Source organism: Streptomyces sp. NPDC002588 (assembly GCF_040295925.1).
In the GTDB taxonomy this organism is placed as follows: domain Bacteria; phylum Actinomycetota; class Actinomycetes; order Streptomycetales; family Streptomycetaceae; genus Streptomyces.
In genome coordinates, this window is record NZ_JBEOWF010000071.1 from 19680 (window position 1) to 45004 (window position 25325).

Below are 25325 nucleotides of genomic sequence, written 5' to 3' on the forward strand. Positions count from 1 at the left end.
GACAGTGTGCGTGGCCGGTGAATCACCGGCCACGCACACCTGATGCGGCCCGGCGGGCCCTGTCTCGGCCGCGCCGCACCCGCATGGTCCCGGCTCCTCCCCCGAGACCAGGACCGTGATGGTCGTGTCAGTCGTGCGGCACCACCGCGACCGGCGCCGAGGCGTGCTGCAGCACCGCGTGCGTCACCGGGCCGATACGGCCGCCGATGGGCGCCTGGCGCTTCTTGCGGCCGACGACGACCAGCGACGCGTCCCGCGAGGCGTCCACGAGGTGCCGGCCGGCGCCGCCGATGGCGGTCTGCTCCCGCACCTCCACCCCGGGGAACTTGTCCTTCCACGGCCGCAGGACGTCGCTGAGTTCGTGCTGTGCCTCTTCCGCCAGCTCGGTGCCCAGCCCCGCGTCCAAGGCGGCGCCGTAGCCGTAGACGGCGGCGGGGTTCCAGCCGTGGACCACCCGCAGGCAGGCCGCGCGCCGCCGGGCTGCCTCGAACGCGAACTCGACGACGGCGTCGCCCGGGCTCTCCAGGTCCAGCCCCAGCACGACGTCGCGGTACGGGGTGGCGATCGCCCCGGCGCCCGTGGCGTCAGGCAGATGCTCGTCCTCGGCGTGCTCACCGGCCCGCACGAGGACGACGGGCCGTTCCGTACGCGCCACCACGGCGAGCGCGACCGACCCGACGAGGAACCCCGCCACCGTGCCGAGGCGATGGGACCCCAGGACCAGCAGTTCGGTGTCCTCCGCGGCGGACAGCAGGGCCGGGACCGGCTGCTCCTCGGCCTGCCGGGTGGTGATCCGCAGACCGGGGTGCCGCTCGCCGAGCCGGGACTCCGTCTCGCTCAGGAGACGGGCCGCCCATGCACGCTGCTCGATCACGTCGGGCGCCGCGGCCCCCATGAAGGGGACGTACAGCGGGCGCAGCGAGTCCTCGGCGTGCAGCAGACGCAGCGGCACCTCTCGTTGTGCCGCTTCGCGAGCGGCCCAGTCTGCGGCGGCGAGGCTTTCGGGCGAGCCGTCCAGACCGACGGTGATGGCGAACATGTATGGACCTCCTTGGGGGATGCACCGTCAGTCTCCGGGCCCGCGTCCCGGGGCAGGAGGGGCCAGAGGTCCCCGCCCGGCGCCGAACGGCCCAGGACGGCACGTCAGGAACGGGCCGGCACGCGGTGGTGGTGGCGCTGCGGACGGTGCGCTGTCGGCGGCCGGTGCGGCGCCCTGTGCGCCCGACGGCTCAGCAGCCGGACGGCGAGGCCGTCGAAGGCCGCGGCGAGGACACACGTCAGGCCCGCCGCCAGCACGAGCAGTACCGCGAACCGTTCCCAGAACTCCGGTGTGAGGCTGGTACCCACTGTGCTCGCCCTCCCAGGTCGGTGTCGTTCTTCCTGCTGTCAGCCAACTCCGCCGCGGACAGGGGCGCATGAGCCGAAGGGGCCGGAGGAGGGCGCGGAACGGCCCTTGCGCGCCCGGCACCCGGCCCCGGGGGCACGGGACACGGGAAAGTCATCCGTCGCCGGTGGGGAGCCGTACCGTGAAGGTGGTCGACCCCGGGTTGCTCTCGAGGGTGACGCTTCCGCCGTGGGCCTCCGCCACCGCCGCCACGATCGACAGGCCGAGGCCGGTGCCGGTGCCGCCGCCCGCGCCGTCCGTGCGGCGGCCTTCCCCGTGCGTGAAGCGCTCGAAGACCCTGGGCTGTACGTCCGCGGCGACACCGGGGCCGTCGTCGTGGACCTTCAGCTGCGCCGTCCCGTCGCCGGTCCCCAGCGAGATGGTGATCGTGGTGCCGGCGGGCGTGTGCAGGCGCGCGTTGGCCAGCAGGTTGGCCAGCACCTGATGGAGCCGGTGGGCGTCGCCCGGCACCGTCACCGGCTCCTCGGACAGCTCCAGCGTCCAACGGTGTCCCGGGCCCGCGGCCTGCGCGTCCGTCACGGCGTCCAGGACCAGCCGGGTCAGGTCGACGGGGAGGCGTTCCAGGGGGCGGCCCGCGTCGAGGCGGGCGAGGAGCAGCAGGTCGTCGACCATCTCCCCCATGCGGGCCGATTCGGCCTCGATGCGTTCCAGGGCCCGCGCCACCGGCGGCGGCACCGGGCCGGGGTGCAGCAGCGCCAGTTCGGCGTGGCCGCGGACCGACGCCACGGGTGTGCGCAGCTCGTGGCTGGCGTCGGCGGCGAAGCTGCGCAGCCGTTCCTCGCTCGCGTGCCGTTTGGTCAGCGCGTCCTCGACGTGGCCGAGCATCACGTTGAAAGCGCTGGCGACCCGTCCCACCTCACTGCGCGGGTCGGTCTCGGGCGCGCGCGGATAGAGCTCCACCTCGCCGCTGGAGAGCGGCAGCCGGCTGACCCGGGTGGCGGTCGCGGCCACCCGGCTGAGGGGGCGCAGCGACCAGCGCACCCACAACGCCCCCGCGACGCCGGCGACGGCGAGCGCGCAGCCGAAGACCACCCCGGCGACCAGTTCCAGCCGGTGGACGGTGGCCTCGACGGACTCCGTGGGCAGACCGGTGATCAGGACGTCGCCGTCCCTGCCCTCGGTCGCCATCACTCGGTACTCGCCCAGCGCGGAGAGACCGACCGTGTGCCCCTCGCCGTCGGCCGGCACCGCGGCGAGCCTTCTGCCGTCCGCGGCCCCGAGCGGAACGTTCTGCGTGCCCGTGCCCGTGCTGGAGCCCACCACGGCCGCGCTGGTGACCGTGTCGCCGACCAGCCGGGCTCCGAAGGTCCCGACGGTCTGCCTGCGGGTGTCGCCGTCGCCGTCCTCGTCGCCGTCGTGGTCCGACGGCCGGGCACCGCCGTGCTCCAGGCTCGCCGGGAACCGTACGCCCGTCTCGCGCAGCTGCTGGTCGAGACGGCCGGTGAGGAAGCCGTTCAGCTCCACCACCGCCGCCACCCCGACGGCCGCGCAGCTCACCGCGAGCAGCACGACGAGGCCCGCGGTGAGCCGCGCCCGCAGTGTGTGCGGCCGGGGCAGGCGCGTCAGCCACCGCCTCACCACGCGCCGTAGGTACCTCACCGGGCCACCGGCTTGAGCACGTATCCGGCGCCGCGCACCGTGTGGATCATGGGCGGCCGGCCCGCGTCCACCTTCTTGCGCAGGTAGGAGATGTAGAGCTCGACGACGTGAGCCTGCCCGCCGAAGTCGTAGGACCACACGCGGTCGAGGATCTGCGCCTTGCTGAGCACGCGTCGCGGGTTGCGCATGAGCAGCCGCAGCAGTTCGAACTCCGTCGGGGACAGCTCGATCAGGTCGCCGCCGCGGGTGACCTCTCGGGCCTCCTCGTCCATGACGAGGTCGCCGACGGTCAGCCGCGGCCCGTCCTCCGACTGCCGGGCCATGCCGGCCCGGCGCAGCAGGCCGCGCAGGCGGGCGACGACCTCCTCCAGACTGAACGGTTTCGTCACGTAGTCGTCGCCGCCCGCCGTGATGCCCGCGATGCGGTCCTCCACGGCGTCCCGCGCGGTCAGGAACAGCACGCACACGTCGGGGCGTACGGCGTGCAGCGAGCGGAGCACTGCGAAGCCGTCGGTGTCCGGGAGCATGACGTCGAGGACGACGGCGTCGGGCAGCAGCTCGCGTGCCTCGGCGACGGCCGAGACGCCGTCGCCCGCCGTGCGGACCTCCCAGCCCTCGTAGCGCAGGGCACCGGAGAGGACCTCCGCGAGGTCGGGGTCGTCGTCGACGACGAGGACCCGGAGCGGGGCGCCGTCGGTCCGGGTCAGTGCGGGGCGGCCGGAGCCGCGGGGGCGGGAAGTGTTCATCTCAGGTACCAGGATGCGGCCTCGCCGCGACCCGGGCCGCTCCCCCGGCCTCTGAGTTCGCTATGAGTCCGCCCTGCCGCCGGTCCGCCGCGCTCCCCCTGGCACCCCGTCCCACCTGCGGCGGAGCCGCGCCGGCCGCCGCGTGCTGAGAGCGGGCTCAGAGGTTGCGGCCGCACAGTGGCGTCCCGGACGGCCGAACGAACGGCCTCGCCGGACGACCTGAAGGGACCTGCGCATGACGACGGTGTACGAGCAACGGAGGGTCGCCCCCGCGCCTCCGGCCCCCCGGCGCTCCCCCGTCGGCCCGGTGCTGGCCCTGCTGTGGGGCGGGGCCGCCGCCGTGGTCGCCCTGTGGTGGCACGACACGGGCTCGGTCGTGGGCGCGGCGGGCTGGCTGACCGGCGCCGGGCGGATCGCGGGACTTCTGTGCGGGTACGCCTGCGCCGTCCTCGTCGGACTGATGGCCCGCGTCCCGCTCCTGGAGCGGCGCGTCGGGGCGGACCGGGTGACGCGCTGGCACGCGATGGCGGGCCGCTACACGGTCTGTCTGCTGGTGGCCCACGTCCTGCTGATCCTGCTCGGATACGCCGCGCAGGACGGCTCCTCGCTTCTGGACGAGACGCTCACCGTGGTCCTGGACTACCCGGAGATGCTCAAGGCCACCGCCGGCACCGTCATCCTGTTCGCGGTCGGGATCGTCTCCGCCCGCGCGGTGCGCCGACGGGTCAGCCACGAGTTCTGGTACTACGTCCACCTGCTGACGTACGCCGCGGTGTTCCTCGCCTTCGGCCACCAGCTCGCCCTGGGGTCCGACCTCATCGGCAGCCGGCCGGTGCAGGTCGCCTGGTACGCGCTGTACCTGGGCGTCGCGGCCCTGGTGCTGTGGTTCAGGATCCTGGCTCCGGTGCGGCTCAACCTCCGTCACCGGCTGCGGGTGGACTCCGTGCACCGGGAGGCGCCGGGTGTGTACTCGGTCGTCGTGCGGGGCCGACGGGTGGACGAGATGGGTGCGCGGCCGGGGCAGTTCCTGCGCTGGCGGTTCCTGACCGACGGCATGCGCTGGACCTCCACGCCCTACTCCCTGTCGGCGCCGCCGCGCCCGGACCTGCTGCGCATCACCGTCAAGGCGCTCGGCGACCACAGCGCGGCAGTCCCCCTGCTGCGGCCGGGCACCCGCGTGTGGGCGGAGGGCCCCTACGGGGCGCTCACCGCGGACCGGCAGTCCGCGCACAAGTCCCTGCTGATCGCGGGCGGTGTCGGCATCACCCCGCTGCGGGCCCTGTTCGAGACGCTGCCCGGCGACGTCACCCTCCTCTACCGGGCCCGCACCGCCGAGGACCTCGCTCTGGGCGGCGAGCTGGAGGCCGTCGCGCAGTGGCGCGGGGCGAAGGTGCTGTACGCGCTCAACGGTCCGCAGGGCAGGCGCCCGGATCTCACGGCCCACTCCCTGCGCGCGGCCGTGCCCGACCTGGACGCGCACGACGTGTACCTGTGCGGCCCGCACGGGTTCGCGCGCGACCTGTACGAAGCGCTGCGCGCCGCCGGGGTCCCGGACCGCCGCATCCACCACGAGTCCTTCGAGCTGTGAGGCCGTCTTGCACACGTTGAGGAAGAACCGTCCGCTGCGCCGCGTCGTGCTGGCGAGCGCCGCGACCGTCTCCGGGATGGTGCTGCTGCTGTCGCTGAAGCCGCACACCACGCCGTCCGTCGCCGGGTTGGCGACCGCTCCGGCGCCGACCAGCAGTTCCAGCCCGTCGGCCGGGACGACCCCGTCGAGCGGGTCGAGCGGGTCAAGCGGGTCGGCGGCCACGGGCACCCGGACCCTCACCGGGGACTCCGTCCAGACCCGCTACGGCCCCGTACAGGTCCGCGTCACGCTGAAGAACGGCAGGATCACCGACGTCACCGCGGTCACCTACCCCCAGGAGAACCCGAGGGACCAGCAGATCAACGCCTATGCCGTCCCGCAACTGACCCGAGAGGCCCTCACCGCCCAGAGCGCGAACATCGACACCGTCTCCGGAGCCACGTACACCAGCGAGGGCTACCGCGAGTCGCTCCAGTCGGCGCTGGACTCCGCCGGCGGCTGACGGCTACTTCCGCGCCGGCACCCGCCACACCAGCCGGGTGCCGCCGCCCTCGGGCTGCTCCAGCTCCAGCCGGCCGCCCAGTTGCTCGGCGCGTTCCGCCATGTTGCGCAGCCCGCTGCGGCGGCCGGTCTCCGGGATGCCCACACCGTTGTCGGCGACCGTGAGCCGTACCTCCCGTCCGTCCGTCGCCAGCAGCACGTCGGCGCGGTCCGCGCGCGCGTGGCGGGCGATGTTGGTCAGGGACTCGGAGAGCACCGCCACCACGTGATCGGCGATCTCCTTCGGTACGTCGGTGTCCAGCAGGCCCTCCATGCGCACGCTGGGAGCGAAGCCCAGGACCGGCGCCGCCTCCCCGACCACCCGTACGGCACGCGCCCGCAGCCCGGCCTCCCCCGCTCCCTCGCGGGTGCGCAGGCCGAAGATCGTCGATCTGATGATCTTGATGGTCTCGTCCAGGTCGTCGACCGCGCGCACGACGCGTTCGGAGGCCTCCTCGTGCTCGATGAAACGGCCCGCGCTCTGCAGTGTCATGCCGGTGGCGAAGAGCCGCTGGATCGCCAGGTCGTGCAGGTCCCGTGCGATGCGGTCGCGGTCCTTGAGCACCGCGACCTCCTCCGCGTCCTGGCGGCGTTCCGCCAGCTCCATCGCTATGGCGGCCTGCGCGGCGAACGCCTGCAGCGTCTCCGTCTCGGTCGCCGAGAACGCCGGACGGCCGACCTCTCGCGCGAGCAGGACCACGCCCCGAGCGCCCGCCTCGTCCGTGCCGATCGGCATGGCCACCGCGGGGCCCAGTCCCCCGAACCGCGGAGGCTCCAGCGAGATGCGCTCGTCCCGGCCGACGTCCTCGCTGGTGACCGGGGCCCTGCCGGAGAAGGCCAGCCCCATCAGGCTCCGGTCCATCGACAGGACGAGTCCCCGGTGTGCGTCGGCGTCCATCCCGACGGCGATCTCCACCGCGAGCGACCCGGTCTCCCCCATGGGCAGCGCGACCGCCGCCAGAGCGGATCCGGTGATCTCACCGGCCCGCTCCGCGATCAGGGCGAGCACCTCGGTGCGGTCACCGCCGGACATCAGGCTGTGGGTGATCTCCGCGTTCGCCCGCAGCCAGCGCTCCCGCAGCCGGGACTCCTCGTACAGACGCGCGTTGTCGATCGCGACGCCGGCCGCCACGGCCAGTGTCAGCGTGACCGAGACGTCCTCCTCGTCGAACTGGGCGCCGCCCCGCTTCTCGGTCAGGTACAGGTTGCCGAAGACCTGGTCGCGCACCCGGATCGGGACGCCGAGGAAGGTGTTCATCGGCGGATGGTGCGCCGGGAAACCGTACGACGCCGGATGCTCGGAGATCTTCGCCAGCCGCAGCGGTTCCGGATGGCTGATCAGCTCGCCGAGGATGCCGTGGCCCTCCGGATACGGGCCGATCCGGGCGATCTGCTCCTCGCTCACCCCGACCGTGTGGAAGGCGGACAGCCTCTTTCCGTCGGGGCCGATCACGCCGAGCGCGGCGTACTCCGCGTCGACCAGCGCCGCGGCGGCCTCCACGATGCTGTGCAGGGCCTGCTCCAGGTCCAGCTCCCGGCCGACCGACAGCACCGCCTCCAGCAGGCTGTGCACCCGGTCGCGGGTGCCACGGGCCGCGTCCAGCCGCGCCTGCAGCTCCTCCAGCAGCTCGTCCAGCCGCAGCTGGGGCAGCCGTCCGCGGGCCTCCTCGGGGCTTCCCACCGGTAATCCTCCAGGTCCCCTCAACGCACGGACACCCACCGGTCCGATCATGTGCAACGGTATCGGGTCGGCCGGACGGCGCGGTAGCGGATCGGGCCGGTTCCCGGTGGCTCCCGCCTGGGCCGACCGGCCCACGGGAGGGGACCTGCGGCACCTGCCCCCTGCGGTCCCGGCGGCCGGACGCTGGAGAGGTAACCAGCCAGCAGCCCGACGGAGGAGACCGACGTCATGGTCCGTTACGTGTACGACTTCGCGGAAGGCGGCCGTGACCAGGCCGACCTGCTCGGTGGCAAGGGCGCGAACCTGGCCGAGATGACCCGGATGGGTCTGCCGGTTCCGCCCGGCTTCACCGTGACCACCGAGGCCTGCCGGGCCTTCCTGGCCGGCGGCACCGAGCCGGACACCCCGGCCGGGGAGATCTCCGCGCACCTCACCGCCCTGGAGCGGGCGGCGGGGCGGCGGCTCGGTCAGCCCGACGACCCGCTGCTGCTGTCCGTGCGCTCCGGGGCGCGCTTCTCCATGCCCGGCATGATGGAGACCATCCTCGACATCGGCCTGAACGACGAATCCGTCCTCGGGCTGGCGAAGGTCTCCGGGAACGAACGCTTCGCCTGGGACTCCTACCGCCGCCTCGTCCAGATGTTCGGCACCACCGTCATGGGCGTCGACGGCTCCCTGTTCGAGAACGCCCTGTCCGGCCTCAAGCGGGCCCGGGGCGCGGCGAACGACCTGGGGCTGGACGCGGCGGACCTGGCCGGTCTCGTCGGGACGTACAAGGACGTGATCCGCCGGGAGACCGGCGAGGAGTTCCCGCAGTCGCCGGCCGAACAGCTGCGCCGGGCGGTGCTGGCCGTCTTCGAGTCCTGGCGGGGCGAGCGCGCCCGGCTGTACCGCCGCCGCGAGCACATCCCGGACGACCTGGGCACCGCGGTGAACGTGCAGACCATGGTCTTCGGCAATCTCGGGTCCGACTCCGGCAGCGGCGTCGCCTTCACCCGCGACCCGGCCACCGGACGGCCCGGTCTGTACGGCGACTACCTGGCGAACGCGCAGGGCGAGGACGTCGTCGCCGGCATCCGCAACACCGTCCCGCTGACCGCGCTGGAGGAGCTGGACCCGACGTCGTACGCGGACCTGTGCGGCCATCTGCGGACGCTGGAGACCCACTACCGGGACCTGTGCGACATCGAGTTCACCATCGAGCGCGGCCGGCTGTGGATGCTCCAGACCCGGGTGGGCAAGCGCACCGCCGAGGCCGCGTTCGCGATCGCCGCCGAACTGGTGGACGAGGGCCTGATCACTCCCGACGAGGCCCTGGCCCGCGTCGACGGGGACGGTCTGGCCCGGCTGATGTTCCCCCGGTTCGACACCTCGGCGGTGGGCGAGGCCCTCGCGCACGGTCTCCCGGCCTCACCGGGTGCGGCCGTCGGCGCGGCGGTGTTCGACTCGGCCGAAGCGGTCCGCCGGGCCGCCGCCGGCGAGAAGGTCGTCCTCGTCCGCCAGGAGACCACCCCCGACGACCTGCCGGGCATGATCGCCGCGCAGGCGGTGCTCACCAGCCGCGGCGGCAAGACCAGCCACGCGGCCGTGGTCGCCCGTGGCATGGGCACGGTGTGCGTGTGCGGTGCCGAGGAGATCACCGTGGACACCGCGGCACGCCGCTTCACGGTGGGCGACACCGTCGTCGAGGAGGGCACGGTCGTCTCCGTCGACGGTTCCGAGGGGGCCGTGTACCTGGGCGCCGCTCCGCTGGTCGACTCCGCGGTGATGCGCCACTTCGAAACGGGCGAGAAGGCGGGCGGGCTGGTCGAGGCGGTGGCCCGCGCCATGGATCGGGCCGACGGCGCCCGGCGGCTGGAGGTGCGGGCGAACGCCGACACCCCCGAGGACGCCGCGCGCGCCCGGCGGTTCGGCGCGCAGGGCGTCGGGCTCTGCCGTACCGAACACATGTTCCTGGGCGAGCGCCGCAAGCTGGTCGAGGCGATGATCCTGGCCGGTGACGAGAGCGAGCGCGAGAAGGCGCTGAGCGCGCTGCTGCCGCTCCAGCGGCAGGACTTCATCGGCATCCTGGAGGCGATGGACGGTCTGCCGGTGACCATCCGGCTCATCGACCCGCCCCTGCACGAGTTCCTGCCCGACCGCACCGACCTCGCCGTGCGCATCGCCACCGCCCAGGGACACGGCGACGCGACCGACCCGCACGACACCGAGCTGCTCGCCGCCGTCAACCGCATGCACGAGGAGAACCCGATGCTCGGGCTGCGCGGCGTGCGGCTGGGCCTGGTGGTCCCGGGACTGGTCGCCATGCAGGTGCGGGCGATCGCCGAGGCGGTCGTGGAACGGACCAGGGCCGGGGGCTCGCCCGCGGCGGAGATCATGGTGCCGCTGGTCGGCGCCGTCGAGGAACTGCGCATCGAACGCGAAGAGGTGGAACGCGTCCTCGCCGAGGTCTCCGAGGAGACGGGCGTGCCCGTGCACTGCCCGGTCGGCACCATGATCGAGCTGCCCCGGGCCGCGCTCACGGCCGGCCGGATCGCCGAGGAGGCGGAGTTCTTCTCCTTCGGCACCAACGACCTCACCCAGACCACCTGGGGCTTCTCCCGCGACGACGTCGAGGCGGCCTTCTTCTCCGCCTACCTCGACAAGGGCATCTTCGCCACCTCCCCGTTCGAGACCCTCGACCGCGACGGAGTGGGCCGGCTGGTGCGGATCGCGGTCGACGAGGGCCGCGCCACGCGGCCCGACCTGAAGATCGGCGTCTGCGGCGAGCACGGCGGCGATCCCGCGTCCGTCCACTTCTTCCACTCCGCGGGACTGGACTACGTCTCCTGCTCGCCGTTCCGCGTCCCGGTCGCGCGGCTGGAGGCGGGACGCGCCGCGCTCCCCGCGACGGGGACCAGCGACAGCAGGTGACGAGAGAGAGCAAGGGAAGTGGTCGGCATGGCCCGCATCGTCGGTGAGGTGATGACGCAGGACGTCGTCGAGGCGCACCGGGACACATCGTTGAAGGAGGTCGTACGGCTGCTGGACCGGCATCGGATCAGCGGGGTGCCCGTGGTGGACGCCGACGACAAGGTCGTCGGGGTGATCTCGGAGACCGATCTGATCCGCCGCCAGGCAGCCCGGTCCCCGGACGGCCGTGCCCTCACGGCGCAGGAGCTGATGTCGTCCCCCGCGGTCACCGTGCATCCGGAACAGCGCATCGCGGACGCCGCGCGTGTGATGGAACGTCACGGCGTCGAGCGGCTCCCGGTCGTGGACGAGGAGGACCGGCTGATCGGCATCGCCACCCGGCGCGATCTGCTGCGGATCTTCCTGCGCACGGACGACGAGATCACGCGGGAGGTCCGGGACGACGTCCTGGGCGGCGCCCGCGGTGTGACGGTGTCGGTGCGGGACGGCGTGGTCACGCTGGCCGGCTCCTTGGCGGCCGGCGCGGACCTCCCGCTCGCGATCCGGCTGACGTACCGGGTGGACGGTGTGCTCGGCGTCGTCAACAGGCTGACCGTCCACACCTCTTCAGGGCCGATCGGCCCCGCGAAGGGACCGACGGGACCTGGGACCGGACCCGGCTGACGGGAGACGCTGCTGATGGGAGCGGTACCGGCCCCCCGCCCTACCGCTCCCGCCCCGCGCCGCCGACCGTGCGGCGCCACCCTCTCGACGACGGAGGCTCGCCCCCATGACCCGCCATGACGACCACAGCGCGACCATCGACCCGGCCGGCCCGCCGTCCGACATCGCCATCGCGGTGGACCGCCTGGTGACGAACGGGCTCAAGGCACTCGCCGACTACGAGGCGCTCGATCAGGAGCAGGTCGACCACATCGTGAAGAAGGCCTCGGTCGCCGCTCTGGACCAGCACACCGAGCTCGCGCGGCTCGCGGTGGACGAGACCGGACGCGGTGTCTTCGAGGACAAAGCGGCCAAGAACATGTTCGCCTGCGAGTACGTCACGCACAGCATGGGCCCGATGAAGACCGTGGGTGTCATCGCCCGCGACGACATCGACGACATGACCGAGGTGGCCGAACCGGTCGGCGTGGTGTGCGCGATCACGCCCGTCACCAACCCGACCTCCACCACGATCTTCAAGGCGCTGATGGCGCTGAAGACCCGCAACCCGGTCGTCTTCGCCTTCCATCCCTCCGCGCAGCAGTGCAGCGCGCGGGCGGCCCGGATCGTGCGTGACGCGGCGATCGCGGCCGGCGCGCCGGAGCACTGCGTGCAGTGGATCGAGACCCCGTCCGTCGAGGCGACCGGCGCCCTGATGCGGCACCCGGGTGTCTCGCTGATCCTCGCCACGGGCGGCAACGCCATGGTCAAGGCCGCCTACTCGGCCGGCAAGCCCGCCCTGGGCGTGGGCGCCGGCAACGTCCCCGCCTATGTCCACCGCAGCGCGGACGTACGCCGGGCCGTCAACGACCTGGTGCTGTCCAAGTCGTTCGACAACGGCATGATCTGCGCCTCCGAACAGGCCGTCATCCCCGACACGGAGATCTACGACGCGGTTCTCGCCGAATTCCGCACCCTGCACGCCCACTTGGCCACGGCCGAGGAGAAGGCGAAGCTGGAGACCTTCCTGTTCCCGGCCGGCGCCGCGGGCGCGGGCTGCGAGCCCAAGGTCAACTCGGCGGCCGTCGGGCAGAGCCCGGCGTGGATCGCCGAGCAGGCGGGCTTCACCGTGCCCGCCGACACCTCCCTCATCCTGGTCGAGGCCGACCGCGTCGGCCCCGACGAGCCCCTGACCCGTGAGAAGCTCTGCCCGGTCCTCGCCGTGCTGCGCGCCGGCTCCGAGCAGCAGGGCTTCGACCTGGCCGCGGACATGGTCGCCTTCCACGGGCAGGGCCACAGCGCCGTCATCCACACCGGGGACCCGGAGCTGGCCGAGTCGTACGGCAGGCGCATGAAGGCCGTGCGGATCATCGTCAACGCCCCGTCCTCGCAGGGTGCGATCGGCGGCATCTACAACAGCCTGCTGCCGTCGCTGACCCTGGGCTGCGGCTCCTGGGGCAGCACCTCGGTGTCCAACAACGTCTCCGCCGCCCAGCTGCTCAACGTCAAGCGGGTCTCGGTGCGCCGCAACAACCTGCAGTGGTTCAAGGTCCCGCCGAAGATCTACTTCGAGCCGCAGTCCATCCGCTACCTCACCTCGATGCCGGACGTCCACCGCGTCACCGTCGTCACCGACGCGACCATGACCCGCCTCGGCCTCGTCGACCGGGTCGAGCGCGTGCTGCGGCGGCGCCGGGAGCCGGTCACCGTCCAGGTCATCGACAACGTCGAGCCCGAGCCCAGCATCGACTCCGTCCGGCGGGGCGCCCGCCTCATGGGCGACTTCCGTCCGGACACCATCATCGCGCTCGGCGGCGGCTCCCCCATGGACGCGGCCAAGGTGATGTGGCTGCTGTACGAGCAGCAGGCCGAGGGCAAGGACGTCGACTTCGCCGACATGCGGCACAAGTTCTCCGACATCCGCAAGCGCGCCTTCCGCTTCCCCGTCCTCGGCAAGCTCGCCCGCCTGGTGTGCATCCCGACCACCTCCGGCACCGGCGCCGAGGTGACCCCGTTCGCCGTCATCTCCGACCCCGCGACCGGCAAGAAGTACCCGCTGGCCGACTACGCACTCACCCCCAGCGTGGCCATCGTCGACCCGCTGCTCACCACCGCGCTGCCCCGCGCGCTGGCCGCCGACAGCGGCTTCGACGCCCTCACCCACGCCATCGAGGCGTACGTGTCCGTCTACGCCAACGACTTCACCGACGGTCTCGCCCTGCACGCGATCCGGCTGATCTTCGACAACATCGAGGCCGCGGTCAACGACCGCGCGGCCCGGCCGGACGCGCAGGAGAAGATGCACAACGCCGGCACCATCGCGGGCATGGCCTTCGGCAACGCCTTCCTCGGCATCGTCCACGCCATGTCCCACACCCTCGGCGCCACCTTCCACATCGCGCACGGCCGCACCAACGCCGTCCTGCTGCCGCACGTCATCCGCTACAACGGCACCGTCCCCACGAAGCTCACCGGCTGGCCCAAGTACGAGCACTACCGGGCCCCCGAGCGCTTCCAGGACATCGCCCGCACCCTCGGCCTGCCCGCCGCCACCCCGGCCGAGGGCGTCGAGTCGCTCGCCTCGGCCGTGGAGCGGTTGCGTGACGCCGTGGGCATCGAGCCGACGTTCCAGGCCCTCGGCGTCGACGAGCGCGCCTTCCTGGACGCCCTGCCGCAGCAGGCGCTCAACGCCTTCGACGACCAGTGCGCGCCCGCCAACCCGCGGATGCCGATGCTCGACGACATGCGGGAACTCATGCGCGCCGCCTACTACGGCCGTGGCGCCGCCGTTCCGGCGAACTGACACCCCCCTGCCGCCCTCACCCCGTCATCCCCTCCCAGGAGGTTCCATGCTGTCCGCGGAATCCGCCGCCCTCGTGCGGGCCACCCTGCCCGCCGTGGCCGGAGCGCTCGACGAGATCACCACCCGCTTCTACGCCACGATGTTCCACGACCGGCCGGAGCTGCTCGACGGGATGTTCAACCGCGGCAACCAGGCCAGCGGCGCCCAGCGCCGCGCCCTCGCCGGGTCGATCGCCGGATTCGCCGGCGCACTGCTGGAGAATCCCTCCGCGCGGCCGGACGCGCTGCTGTCGCGGATAGCCCACAAGCACGCCGCCGTCGGCGTCACCGACGACCAGTACACGATCGTGCACAAGTACCTGTTCGGCGCGATCGCCGAGGTCCTGGGCGACGCGGTCACCCCGGAGGTGGCGGCCGCCTGGGACGAGGTCTACTGGCTGATGGCCGGCGCCCTGATCAGCCGGGAGGCCCTCCTCTACCAGGACGCCGGGGTTCAGCCCGGCGGGATCTGGCGGCCCTGGACGGTCGTCGAACGCCGTACCGAGACGCCCGACGTGGTGTCCTTCGTGCTCCGCCCGGCGGACGGCGAACCGGCCCCGCGGGCCCGCGCGGGCCAGTACGTGAGCGTCCGCCTGCCCATGGCCGACGGGGTGCACCAGTTGCGCCAGTACAGCCTGTCCTCGGCCCCGGGCGGAGAGCTGCGGCGGATCACCGTGAAGCGGGTCACCGGTGACGCCGGCACACCGGACGGAGAGGTCTCCACCCTGTTGCACGAAAAGGTGGGTGAGGGGGACGAGCTGCTGCTGTCCGCGCCGTTCGGCGATGTCTTCCTCGACGATCCGGTGGATGCCACCAGCCCCGTCGTGCTGGTGTCGGCGGGCATCGGCTGCACCCCCATGACCGGCATCCTGGCCCACCTGGCCGCCCTCCGCTCGATCCGCCCGGTCCTGGTCCTGCACGCCGACCGCTCCCCCGGCGACCACGCCCTGCGCGCCGACACCCGCGCTCTCGTGGCGCGGCTGCCGGGCGCCCACGCGGTCTTCTGGTACGAGGACCCCGGCCCGGACGAACCCGACGCCCGCACCGGCCTGATGGACCTGACCGACACCGAACTCCCCGACGGGGCCACGGTGTTCCTGTGCGGACCGCTGCCCTTCATGCGAGAGGTGCGCGGACAGCTGCTGAGCGCCGGGGTCCCCGCGCGGCGCATCCGCTACGAGGTCTTCGGACCCGACCTGTGGCTGCCCGACACCACGGCCTGAACCACACCCGGTTCACCCCACTCACCCCACTCCCTCAACCCTCTTGATTTTTCAGGCATCTGGAAGGAAGGACCGGCATGACCACCGACCACACCCAGGAGACTCCCCTGATCCGGCTGCGCTCCGAAGGCGCCGTGGACGAGGAGACCCTGGCCTACGCCCGTACGAAGATCGACGCCCTCGTGGGCCGGCCGGGCCTGCCCGCCGTCACCGGCGAGGTGCACCTCGTGCGAGCGGCCGCCCGCCACGCCGGCCACCAGTGGTCGGCCACGGCCGACCTGCACATCGGCGGTCGTCAGGTGGTCGCGGCCGCCGAGGAGGCGACGGGCACGGAGGTCGTCGACCGGCTGCAGGACAGACTGCGCCGCCAGACCGACAGGGCCGCCCAGTCCTGGGACGGCGGACACCGGACCGCGGCCCCGCCGTGGCGCGGCGGCACGGCGGAGGACTCCCGCACGGCGTGATCCCACGGCGACAGCGGGCCCGATGACGGCGGGTCCGGCCGGCCGCGGTCGGCCGGCCGGACCGCCGGGCCCCGCTCCGAGGGCCGACCGGACCCGTCAGGTGACCAACGGCCCACAGACCGCACCCCGGACCACGGGACATCGTGGGTCCGCACGGTTCCCGCAATGTGGCGGCGAGCACGAGGAGTTGAGTGATGGCTAAGGCATATCTGGTGGGCAGCGGGATCGCGGCACTGGCCGCGGCGACGTTCCTGATCCGCGACGGCGGTTTCGAGGGATCCGACATCCACCTCTTCGAGGAACAACGGACCCTCGGCGGCAGCCTGGACGCGGGCGGGACGCCGGACACCGGCTACACCATGCGCGGCGGCCGGATGTTCGAGGCCGAGTTCCGCTGCACGTACGACCTGCTGTCCGGCATCCCCACCCTCGACGACCCCGCCGTCTCCGTGACCGAGGAGATCCTGGCCGGGCACGAGGAGTTCGCCTGGGACGACATCGCCCGGCTCGTCGACGGGGACGGCAAGATCATCGACACCACCTCGATGGGGTTCTCCGAGCGGGACCGGCTGGAGCTGGTCCGCTGCCTGGCCACCCCCGAGGGCCACCTCGACGGCCGGCGGATCACCGACTGCTTCGGCGAGCACTTCTTCACCACCAACTTCTGGTTCATGTGGTGCACCACGTTCGCGTTCCAGCCCTGGCACAGCGCGATCGAGTTCCGCCGCTACCTCAGGCGCTTCGTCCACCTCTTCCCCGAGTTCGCGACCATGTCGGGCATCCACCGGACCCGCTACAACCAGTACGACTCCATCGTGCGACCGCTGACGGCCTGGCTGCGGGAGCGGGGTGTCACCGTGCACACCGGCTGCCGCGTCACCGACCTGGGGTTCACCCCGGGCATCGGCAGCGGCACGGTGGAGACCCTCCATCTGAGCAGGAACGGCCGCGAGGAGAAGATCGCCGTCGAGCCCGAGGACCTGGTGTTCGTCACCAACGGCTCCATGACCGACGCCTCCAGCCTCGGCACGCACACCTCCGCGCCCCCGCCCGCCCCGCAGCGCTCGGACGCCTGGCTGCTGTGGCACCGGCTGGCCCGTGGACGCGAGGAATTCGGCAACCCGGCCGCCTTCGACAAGCACGTCACGGAGTCCCGCTGGGAGTCGTTCACGGTCACCTCGAAGGACCCCGCCTTCCTGAGGGCGCTCGAGGAGTTCAGCGGCCGCCCGGCCGGCAAGGGCGGCCTGATGACCTTCACCGAGTCCAACTGGCTGCTCACCGTGGTCGCCAACCGCCAGCCGGTCTACCGCGACCAGCCCGAGGACGTCGGGGTCTGGTGGGGCTACGGGCTGTTCCCCGGCCGTGCCGGCAACAACACGCCCAAACCGATGACGATGTGCAGCGGCCGGGAGATCCTCGAAGAGGTCCTGCACCACCTCCCGTTCGACGAGCCGACGGCGGCGCGGATCCTGGAGACCTCCGTCGTCGTGCCCTGCGTGATGCCGTACATCACCAGCCAGTTCCTGACCCGCCGCCAGGGCGACCGGCCCCGCGTGGTGCCCGAGGGATCGGTGAACCTCGCGTTCGTCGGACAGTTCGCCGAGGTGCCCGACGACGTCGTCTTCACCGTCGAGTACTCCGTACGCACGGCCTGGGCGGCGGTGGCGGAGCTCCTGAAGCTGGACCGGCGGCCGCCGGAGGTCTACAAGGGCCACCACGATCCCCGCGTACTGGCCGCGGCTCTGGAGACGATGCACCGCCGGTAGGCCGTACGGCCCTGCCGGCGGGACCGATCGGCACCTGTGCGAAGCGAGTGACCCGAGAGACACTGAGGACAGGAGCGGCACCGATCCCCCGCGGTGTCGCTCCGTTCACGTCGCCACACGGTTCGAACGGCCCGGTCCGGCCCGCGTGTGGCCGCGGGAGACGGAGAACCGTGAGTGACCCGACGATACGGAAACCTGCCATGACCGCCGACGACCACCGGTCGGACACCTCGGAAAGACACAGAAGTGTGGAGCTGGACGGCGTCGAGGCGCTGCGGCTCCTGGGCAGTGTGTCCCTCGGGCGGGTCGTCTTCACCCGGCACGCGCTGCCGACCGTCCGGCCGGTCAACCACGTCCTGGTCGACGGCGACATCGTCATCCGTACCCACGGCGACGCCACACTGGCCCGGTACACCCGGCAGACCGAGGGCGAGGGGGCGGTCGTCGCCTACGAGGCCGACGACATCGATCCCGACACCCACCTCGGGTGGAGCGTGGTCGTCACGGGCTATGCGCGGCTGGTCACCGACCTTCGGGAACTGGCCCGCTATCAGGCCCTGCTGCGTCCGTGGGCGTCCCAGAGGATGGATCACGCCGTCCGCATCAGCCCCGACCTGGTCACCGGGGTCCGCCTCACCGCCGACGACCCGTCCACGTCCGTCTGAGCGGCACCGCCGGACGTGGCGGCGCTCCGCTCGTCCGCGGGGCCCGACGGCCACCGGTTCAGGAGGGGAGGCGCACTCCGTACAGGGTGCGTCCGCCGACGAGTTCGCGTCCGGTGACCAGCTCCGGGTCGATGCGCACGAAGACCTCCTGCGGCGCCGGCGCCCAGGAACGCGGCCCGGTCCGCAGCAGCCGTGCGTTCTCGGCGGGGTCGGTCACGAGGGCGGCCGTTCCCATGACCACGACACTCCAGCCGGAGTGGGCGGCGGCGTCGACCTCGTCGGCCTCGAAGGCGACCACCGCTCCGTCGACCGCGCTCACCAGTTCCGAGGAGGCCGAGGTGCGGACCAGCACCGCGCCGTCCCGGTCCAGACAGAAGTTCACCGGCAGGACGGCGGGCAACGCCTGCCGTGTGTACACGATGCGCCCCACGGGCACCTTGGCCAGCAGACGCAGGGACTCCTGCCGGTCGAGTTCACGGAATCCGTCGTTGGCGTCCATCTGCCTTCTCGTCTCTCACCTGACATCGCGGTACTGGCAGGATCCATCGTCGAACGCGGCGGACCTCCTCAGCCAGGGACCATCGGTCCCCGACCTCCGGAGAAGGACCCTGGCCCGGACCGCGGTACGGCGTCCCGTCAGGCCGCCCGGGCGTCGCGCGCGGGTGGTCACCCGCACCGGAAAGGTCCGGTCGGACCCGTCCGAACAGGGACCGAACGGCCCTTTCGTGCGCCCCCTCGGCACGGCTTTCCTCTCCTCATGACCACTGACCACACGACGTCCACGCCGTATCGAGCGCATCACACCGTCGGTGGCGTGACCGTCGTGACCCTGCAGGGCGAGATCGACCTCCTGGCCGTGCCCGAGCTCGCGGCGCGCCTGGACGCGCTGACCGAGGGGCCGCGCCCCGATCTGGTGCTCGACCTGCGCCCGGTGTCCTTCATCGACTGCGCCGGGCTGGGCGTGCTGTGCCGGGCGCTACGGCGGGCGCGGGCCCGGCACGGCCGACTGCGGCTGGTCACGGACAGCGCCCGGTTCCTGCGCATCCTGCGCTGCACCAGCCTGGCCGGCGCCTTCGACATCCGTTCCCGGTGGCCCGAGGGTCTCGCCGGCCCGGCCCACGGCGGATCCTGAGCCGGTGCGCGGCGCCGGCCGCCGGCGGTGGGCCGTCCCGCGGCCGCTTGGGCTGAACGGCCCTCGTGGGCCGTCAAGTCGGTCCCGGGCGGCCCTGCGGCGACGCCTGGTCGGCCCATGCCGCGGCCCGGGCCCGGCTGGCACCTTCGGAAGGGTCACGACGACGAGGAGGTGCGGTCCGATGCCCGCTGGCACGTACGTGAGGAAGTGCGTCAGGAAGTGGCTGTGGCGGTGGCGCAGCAACCCGCTGCGACGACACGACGACATCGTCGAGGCCTGGATCGTGCTGGCCGTGTGGGCGGTCCTCGCCGTGGGCGGCACGGTCGCCGGACTGGTGACCGCTGACGCCGCGGACGGGGCGTTCGCCCGGCAGCGAGCCGAGCGGCAGTCCGTCCGGGCCGTGCTGCTGGAGGACGCCCCGCGCAGCGCCACCGCCACGGTGCGCTGGACGGCGTCCGACGGCTCGACCCGCACCGGCCAAGCCCTGGTGGGCACCGGCCTCAAGGCCGGCTCCCGGGTCACGGTCTGGCAGGACGCCGAGGGCCGCCTCACCTCCGCGCCGCCGAGCTCCACCGAGGCGGCGATCGAGTCGGGCCTTCTGGGCGCCGTGGCCGCGGCCGCCGTCGGCGGTCTCGTGTTGAGTGGCGGAGCGGTCGCCCGGTGGCGGCTCGACCGGCGCCGGGTCGAGGCATGGGCCACGGAGTGGGACCTGGTGGGACCCCGGTGGGGCCACAAGACCGGCTGACCGTACGCAGGCCGGACGCCGCTCGGACGCCGCTCTATCCGGCGCGGGTGATCGTGAACATGTAGCAGCCCCAGGCGACGTTGCGGCTGTGGATCTGCACCACCTCGGGCTCCGCGAGCAGCTCGGCGATGGCTCCCTCCGGATCCTGGCCGTCGTGCACTCTGGTCATGTCGTGGATCCAGCCGCGAGCGTCGTACGCCCGCAGCACCTGCGGACGCCCGCGCCAGTCCGGCGGATAGCTGTCGAGGTCGGCGGGTCCCGCGCAGGGGACAGCGTGTGCGAGCACGGCGCCGACCTCACGGTAGGGGCCGGCCGGGAGCGGCGGCTGGTAACCGAAGAGCAGCAATTCCTCGCCGGACTCGGCGTTGCGCAGACAGCAGCGCAGCGGGTCGCCGCCCTCGGCGGTGATCCTCTCCACAGGGTTCCCGAGGGCGTCGACTCCACTGGCGCGCACCCTGTCGAGCACCTCAGCGGGCAGTGCACGGATGCGGAAGGCGACCGTCGATGTCGTAGTCATGCGCCCAGCCTCCCGGCCCGGCGCCGATCGCACCGGCGGATATCGGACGTCACGTTCCACGCAGGACGTGCCTGAGGGCTGTCCCACCCTCAGGTGCGCGCCAGGGCACCGGCGATGTCCTGCGCCCATGCCTCGATCGCGCCGAAGTCCCGGAAGTCGCCTCCCTTCCCGGAGCGGAGGATCATCCCGGCGATGCGCCCCTTGGCGCCTTCCTCCAGGCACCCTCCGAACGTGACGTGGTCCCGGACGTCCAGCCGGTTCATGGCCCGCCGCACGCCGGCCACGGGCGGGATGTCCCGCTCGGAGGCCGAGGCGTCGAGCGGGCCGCTGCTGAAGAACCACACCGGGCGCTCGGCGAGCACGGCGGGGTGCCGGCGGACGAACCGCCGCGCGTCCTTGTGCCAGCGGCCCGCGTAGAGCCCGCCGCCGACCACGACGGCGTCGTAGCGCGAAACACTCGTCACGGACCGGGCCGGCCGCGACTCGACGGTCAGTCCGCTCTTGCGCAGGACGTCGGCGACGGCTTCGGCGATCTCCGCCGTGGATCCGTTCGTCGTTCCGTAGGTGACCAACACGGTGTCGGTCATGGCGGTCCACCTCCTCTTGCTCAGCGCAGTCGGCGCAGGTACGGGTCCTGGCGGCGGCGCGGCAGCAGACGGATCCGTGCGTCGAGCACGGTGACGCCGCCCGGTGTCGCCAGGACGGGGTTGAAGTCGGCCTCGGCGAGTTGCGGCAGGTCCGCCGCCATCCGGGACAGCCGCAGCAGCAGCTGTTCGAGTTCTTCGAGGTCCACGGGGGCGCTTCCGTCCGCGCCCAGCAGCAGCGGGGCGCACCGCGGCGAGGTGATCAGCTCGTGGACGTCGCGGTCGGTGAGCGGGGCGAGGCGGGCCACGGGGGTCCCCCCGGTCGAGCGAAGCCGAGACTGGGGGAGGTCGGCCAGGACCTCGGTGGCCGTGCCGCCGAGCCCGAACAGGACGAGCGGACCGAAGACCTCGTCCTGGACGACGCCGGCGAAGAGCTCGGTGCCGCGGGCGGCGAGGGGCTGCATGACCACGCCGGTCATGAGCCCCGCGAATCGGGTCTCCAGGTCACGGAACGCGGCCCGCACCTGGGAGTCGCCACGCAGGTCGAGATGGACGGCGTGCTGCAGGGTCTTGTGCAGGAGGCCGGGCCAGTGGGCCTTCATGACCACCCGGCCGTCGAAGCCGCGCAGCCGGTCGGCTGCGAGCACGGCGTCGTCCTCGGTCTCCGCCCAGGCCCACGGGATCTGCGGGATGCCGTAGCAGGCCAGCAGGTCGGCGCAGGTGCGCGGGTCGAGCCAGCCGCCGTCGGGGAGTGCGGACAGGTACTGCTCGACGACTGTGCGGGCCCGCGCGGTCTCGATGTCGTCGAGGCCGGGGATCACGCCTGCGGGCCGGGCGAGCCAGGCGGCGCGCTCGGCGGCGTGGGCCAGCGCGCGGGCCGCCGCCCTGGGTTCGGCGTAGGAGGGGATGGTGCCGCCGTCCGCGGCGGGCAGCAGGCGGACGGACCGGTCCTGCTCCAGGCGTACGGCGAGCACGGGGCGTGCCCGCCGGCCGGGTGCCGCGGTGACGGCCCGTACCAGGTCGTCGCCGGTGGCCGCGGCGACGGCCGTGGGCACGAGGGCCACGATGACGGCGTCGATGCCGGGGCAGCGGGTGAGGCGGTCCACGCACTCGGTGAGCTGTTGCTCGGAGACCGCGGCGGTGGCGTCGACGGGGTTGCCGACGGAGGCGCCGTCCGGCAGCACCGCGAGCAGTTCGTCGATCATCGCGGGGGTGAACGGGGGAAGGGCGAGTCCGTCCTCCGCGCAGGCGTCGGCGGTGAGCACTCCGGCGCCGCCCGCGTTGGTGACGATCGCGACGCGGCTGCCTTCGGGCAGCGGCTGGGAGTGCAGCAGGGCGGCCGTCTCGAGGAGTTCGCCGACCGAGCGGGTCGCGGTGATGCCGGCCTGGGTGAACAGCGCGCCGCGGGTCATGGTGCGGGTGGCGGCGGCCGCGGTGTGCGGGGCGGCGGCCTTGCGGCCCGCGTCGGTGCGCCCGGCGTCGACGGTGAGCACGGGGATACGGCGGGTGACGCGGCGGGCGGTGCGGGAGAAGGCGCGCGGGTTGCCGAAGGACTCCAGGTGCAGCAGGGCCAGGTCGGTGCGGCCGTCGCTCTCCCACCACTGGAGCATGTCGTTGCCGCTGACGTCGTACTTGTCGCCGAGGGAGACGAAGGAGGAGACGCCGATGCCCAGCCGGGACAGCCCGTCGAGCAGGGCGATGCCGATCCCGCCGGACTGCACGGCGACCCCTGCCGTCCCGGGGCGGGGGTGCCCGGCGGCGAAGGTCGCGTCGAGGCTCACCTCGGGGTCGGTGTGGGAGATGCCGAGGCAGTTGGGTCCGACGAGCCGCATGCCGTAGGTGCGGCAGGCGGTCAGCAGTGTCTCGGCCTGGATGTGGTCGAGACCGGCGGTGACGACGACGAGCGCCCGCACCCCTGCCCTGCCGCATTCGTCGGCGACGGCCGGGACCGCGACGGGGGGCACGGCCACGATCACCAGGTCGGGGGTCTTCGGCAGGGCCGCGACGGACGGATGGCATGGCACCCCGAGCAGTGACGTGACGTGGGGGTTCACGGCGAAGAGGCGGCGGGTGAAGCCGCCGGTGCGCAGGTGGTGGAGGATGGCCCGGCCCACCGAACCGGGGGTGCGGCCGGCGCCGACCACGGCGACCGTGGACGGCCGCAGCAGGGGCAGCAGGCTGGCCACGTCGGCGGACCGGCCGCGGGCCTCGACGGCCGACAGGTAGGTGTCGTCCTGGTCGAGGTGGACGGTGCAGCGCACCTCCGGCCCCTCGAAGCGGCGGGAGGTGCGCAGGCCGAGGTCGGCGAAGAGCCGGAGCACCTCGTGGTTCTCGCTCAGCGCGTCGGCCGTGAAGGTGGTGATGCCTTCCGCGCGCGCCGCCGAGACCAGGTGCTCGACGAGCAGGGTGCCCACGCCCCGGTGGTGCAGACCGTCGGCGACGGCGATGGAGATCTCCGCGCCGGCCGCCTCACCGTCTGCCGCCCCGCCGCCGTCCTTCTCCCCGCCGGTGTCGTACTCGGCGAGGCCGATCACCCGGCCGTCCGTCTCGGCCAGCAGGGCCCGGTAGCCGGGGCGGGCCGGGGCGCAGGCCCGGTCGGCGGCCAGGTCGGCGGAGCGCCGGCTCGCCCCGAAGAAGCGCAGACGGAGGTTTTCCGGGGACATCTCCTCGTAGAGCCCTCGCAGCTGGCCGTGGTCGCCAGGCAACACCGGCCGTATGCGCACGGTGGTGCCGTCGGCGAGCAGCGCGTGGACCGTGGGCCGGTCGAGCAGGTCGTCCGTCATCGCAGGTCTCCTCCATGACTTTCGCTTCTTCGATCGTCCGGCGGAGCGGAGGAGGATCCCATGGGCTGTACGGGGTCGTCCTTGGGCCGGTCGGCCCCACTCGACGCCGGAAGTCCCCGCTCACGGCTGCGTCAGTCGTCCGCCACCAGTGCCGTCAGGTCCAGGAGACGGTTGGTGTAGCCCCACTCGTTGTCGTACCAGCCGAAGACCTTGGCGAGGGTGCCGTTGGCCTGGGTGAGGGCGGGGTCGAAGACGCAGGACGAGGGGTCGCCGATGACGTCGCGGGAGACGATCGGTGCCTTCGAGACGCGCAGGATGCCGTTCAGCGGACCGTCGGCGGCCGCCTCGAACGCGGCGTTGATCTCGTCCGCGCCCGCCTCCCTGCCGAGGACCACGGCGAGGTCGGTGAGCGAGCCGTCCTCGACGGGCACCCGGACCGCGATCCCGTCCAGCGCCCCGGCGAGCTCGGGCACCACCAGGCCCACGGCACGGGCGGCGCCGGTGCTGGTGGGGATGATGCTGAGGGCGGCCGAGCGGGCCCGGCGCAGGTCCTTGTGCGGGCTGTCCAGGAGGGACTGGTCGTTGGTGTAGCCGTGGATGGTGGTCATCACGCCGCGCTCGATACCGAAGGCGTCGTCGAGGACCTTCACCATCGGCGCGACGCAGTTGGTGGTGCAGGAGGCGGCGGAGACGATCCGGTCGCGGTGCCGGTCGTAGGCGCGGTCGTTGACGCCCATCACGATGGTGGCGTCCACGCCCTTGCCGGGAGCCGACAGCAGCACGGTGCGGGCTCCGGCCTTCAGGTGCAGGGCCGCCGAGTCGCGGTCGCGGAAGCGGCCGGTGGACTCGATGACGACGGCGGCGCCGTGGTCGGACCAGTGCAGGGCGGCCGGGTCGCGTTCGGCGGTGACGGCGATGCGCCGTCCGTCGACGGTGATGGAGCTGTCGTCGTGCTCGACGTCGCGTCCGATACGGCCGAACGTGGAGTCGTACTCCAGCAGGTGGGCCAGGGTGGCGGGCGAGGTGATGTCGTTGATGGCGACCACCTCGACGTCCTGGGTGCCTTCCTCGGCGCGGTCGAGGGCGGCACGCAGGTAGGTGCGGCCGATGCGGCCGAAGCCGTTGATGCCGACGCGTACGGTCATGGCGGTGGAGTTCCTTTCGGGGAGAACTGCGGTGGTCAGGCGTTCCAGGTCCAGTCGGCGACCTCGGGCAGGTCGGTGCCGTGTTCGCGGATCCAGGCCTGGTGTCGGGTGCGGGCGTCGGCCATCTGCTGGCGTACGGCGGCGGCGCGCACGGCGAGCCCGGGGACGCGGTCGATGACGTCCATGACCAGCCGGTAGCGGTCGAGGTCGTTGCGGACGACCATGTCGAACGGCGTGGTCGTGGTGCCGGACTCCTTGTAGCCGCGCACGTGCAGGTTCTTGTGGCCGGTACGGCGGTAGGCGAGGCGGTGGATCAGCCACGGGTAGCCGTGGTACGCGAAGATCA

At 72.9% G+C, this 25325-nt stretch carries 22 protein-coding genes; 11 read left to right on the forward strand and 11 right to left on the reverse strand.

All coding sequences use genetic code 11. The features are described 5' to 3' along the window. Window positions 1–127: 127 nt before the first annotated feature. From ABT057_RS46435 to ABT057_RS46450, 4 genes are all read right to left on the reverse strand, one after another. Window positions 128–1039, reverse strand: coding sequence for a universal stress protein (locus ABT057_RS46435; RefSeq protein WP_352350959.1), 912 nt, complete (start codon window positions 1037–1039; stop codon window positions 128–130). A 104-nt stretch (window positions 1040–1143) separates the two neighbouring features. After that, a complete protein-coding gene (locus tag ABT057_RS46440) occupies window positions 1144–1347 on the reverse strand; it encodes a hypothetical protein (protein WP_352350960.1) in 204 nt (67 codons plus the stop codon). Between the two features lie 151 nt (window positions 1348–1498). Next, the gene (locus tag ABT057_RS46445) at window positions 1499–2986 is read right to left on the reverse strand and encodes a sensor histidine kinase (protein WP_352350962.1); all 1488 of its coding nucleotides are present in this window, start codon (window positions 2984–2986) and stop codon (window positions 1499–1501) included. 14 nt (window positions 2987–3000) lie between these two features. After that, window positions 3001–3750 (reverse strand): response regulator transcription factor, encoded by a 750-nt coding sequence (locus ABT057_RS46450; RefSeq protein WP_352350964.1) that lies wholly within the window; start codon window positions 3748–3750, stop codon window positions 3001–3003. Window positions 3751–3985: 235 nt separating this feature from the next. Here ABT057_RS46450 and ABT057_RS46455 point away from each other — a divergent pair, with 235 nt between their 5' ends. Both ABT057_RS46455 and ABT057_RS46460 read left to right on the forward strand, forming a co-directional pair. Continuing rightward, on the forward strand, window positions 3986–5338 hold the full coding sequence (locus ABT057_RS46455) for a ferredoxin reductase family protein (RefSeq protein WP_352350966.1): 1353 nt from the start codon (window positions 3986–3988) through the stop codon (window positions 5336–5338). Between the two features lie 7 nt (window positions 5339–5345). Next, the gene (locus tag ABT057_RS46460) at window positions 5346–5840 is read left to right on the forward strand and encodes an FMN-binding protein (RefSeq protein ID WP_352350968.1); all 495 of its coding nucleotides are present in this window, start codon (window positions 5346–5348) and stop codon (window positions 5838–5840) included. A gap of 3 nt (window positions 5841–5843) precedes the next feature. Here the strand turns inward: ABT057_RS46460 and ABT057_RS46465 are convergent, their stop codons facing one another. After that, window positions 5844–7559 (reverse strand): GAF domain-containing sensor histidine kinase, encoded by a 1716-nt coding sequence (locus ABT057_RS46465; RefSeq protein WP_352350970.1) that lies wholly within the window; start codon window positions 7557–7559, stop codon window positions 5844–5846. A 228-nt stretch (window positions 7560–7787) separates the two neighbouring features. On the opposite strand from ABT057_RS46465, the gene ppdK reads away from it, so the two are divergent. The 7 genes from ppdK (at window position 7788) to ABT057_RS46500 (ending at window position 18073) form a co-directional block, all read left to right on the forward strand. Further along, window positions 7788–10472 carry a pyruvate, phosphate dikinase gene (gene ppdK / locus ABT057_RS46470; protein ID WP_352350972.1) on the forward strand — a complete coding sequence of 895 codons (2685 nt, stop codon included), beginning with the start codon at window positions 7788–7790 and terminating at the stop codon, window positions 10470–10472. Window positions 10473–10499: 27 nt separating this feature from the next. After that, entirely contained in the window at window positions 10500–11135 is a 636-nt protein-coding gene (locus ABT057_RS46475; RefSeq protein WP_352350974.1) for a CBS domain-containing protein, read from the forward strand. A gap of 106 nt (window positions 11136–11241) precedes the next feature. Next, window positions 11242–13917: a bifunctional acetaldehyde-CoA/alcohol dehydrogenase gene (gene adhE, locus ABT057_RS46480; RefSeq protein WP_352350976.1), complete on the forward strand. Its 2676-nt coding sequence runs from the start codon at window positions 11242–11244 to the stop codon at window positions 13915–13917. 46 nt (window positions 13918–13963) lie between these two features. Beyond that, a complete protein-coding gene (locus tag ABT057_RS46485; protein WP_352350978.1) occupies window positions 13964–15178 on the forward strand; it encodes a globin domain-containing protein in 1215 nt (404 codons plus the stop codon). A 77-nt stretch (window positions 15179–15255) separates the two neighbouring features. Next, the gene (locus ABT057_RS46490) at window positions 15256–15642 is read left to right on the forward strand and encodes a hypothetical protein (protein WP_352350980.1); all 387 of its coding nucleotides are present in this window, start codon (window positions 15256–15258) and stop codon (window positions 15640–15642) included. A gap of 194 nt (window positions 15643–15836) precedes the next feature. After that, a complete protein-coding gene (locus ABT057_RS46495) occupies window positions 15837–17408 on the forward strand; it encodes an oleate hydratase (RefSeq protein WP_352350982.1) in 1572 nt (523 codons plus the stop codon). A 200-nt stretch (window positions 17409–17608) separates the two neighbouring features. Further along, window positions 17609–18073, forward strand: a complete 465-nt coding sequence (locus ABT057_RS46500; RefSeq protein WP_352350984.1) for a pyridoxamine 5'-phosphate oxidase family protein — start codon at window positions 17609–17611, stop codon at window positions 18071–18073. Between the two features lie 58 nt (window positions 18074–18131). Here ABT057_RS46500 and ABT057_RS46505 read toward each other — a convergent pair whose 3' ends face one another. Then, window positions 18132–18572: a pyridoxamine 5'-phosphate oxidase family protein gene (locus tag ABT057_RS46505; protein ID WP_352350986.1), complete on the reverse strand. Its 441-nt coding sequence runs from the start codon at window positions 18570–18572 to the stop codon at window positions 18132–18134. A gap of 315 nt (window positions 18573–18887) precedes the next feature. On the opposite strand from ABT057_RS46505, the gene ABT057_RS46510 reads away from it, so the two are divergent. Both ABT057_RS46510 and ABT057_RS46515 read left to right on the forward strand, forming a co-directional pair. Next, window positions 18888–19205 carry an STAS domain-containing protein gene (locus tag ABT057_RS46510; RefSeq protein WP_502974081.1) on the forward strand — a complete coding sequence of 106 codons (318 nt, stop codon included), beginning with the start codon at window positions 18888–18890 and terminating at the stop codon, window positions 19203–19205. A gap of 181 nt (window positions 19206–19386) precedes the next feature. Further along, window positions 19387–19950, forward strand: coding sequence for an Rv1733c family protein (locus tag ABT057_RS46515; RefSeq protein WP_352350990.1), 564 nt, complete (start codon window positions 19387–19389; stop codon window positions 19948–19950). A 34-nt stretch (window positions 19951–19984) separates the two neighbouring features. Here ABT057_RS46515 and ABT057_RS46520 read toward each other — a convergent pair whose 3' ends face one another. The 5 genes from ABT057_RS46520 to ABT057_RS46540 all read right to left on the reverse strand — a co-directional run. After that, a complete protein-coding gene (locus tag ABT057_RS46520; RefSeq protein WP_352350992.1) occupies window positions 19985–20467 on the reverse strand; it encodes a DUF1203 domain-containing protein in 483 nt (160 codons plus the stop codon). Window positions 20468–20556: 89 nt separating this feature from the next. Next, window positions 20557–21054, reverse strand: a complete 498-nt coding sequence (locus ABT057_RS46525) for a flavodoxin domain-containing protein (protein ID WP_352350994.1) — start codon at window positions 21052–21054, stop codon at window positions 20557–20559. 20 nt (window positions 21055–21074) lie between these two features. Then, on the reverse strand, window positions 21075–23834 hold the full coding sequence (locus ABT057_RS46530; RefSeq protein WP_352350996.1) for a bifunctional acetate--CoA ligase family protein/GNAT family N-acetyltransferase: 2760 nt from the start codon (window positions 23832–23834) through the stop codon (window positions 21075–21077). Between the two features lie 131 nt (window positions 23835–23965). Further along, window positions 23966–24979: a type I glyceraldehyde-3-phosphate dehydrogenase gene (gene gap / locus ABT057_RS46535; protein ID WP_352350998.1), complete on the reverse strand. Its 1014-nt coding sequence runs from the start codon at window positions 24977–24979 to the stop codon at window positions 23966–23968. A gap of 35 nt (window positions 24980–25014) precedes the next feature. Then, on the reverse strand, window positions 25015–25325 hold a 311-nt coding region (locus ABT057_RS46540), incomplete at its 5' end, for a phosphoketolase family protein (RefSeq protein WP_502974082.1).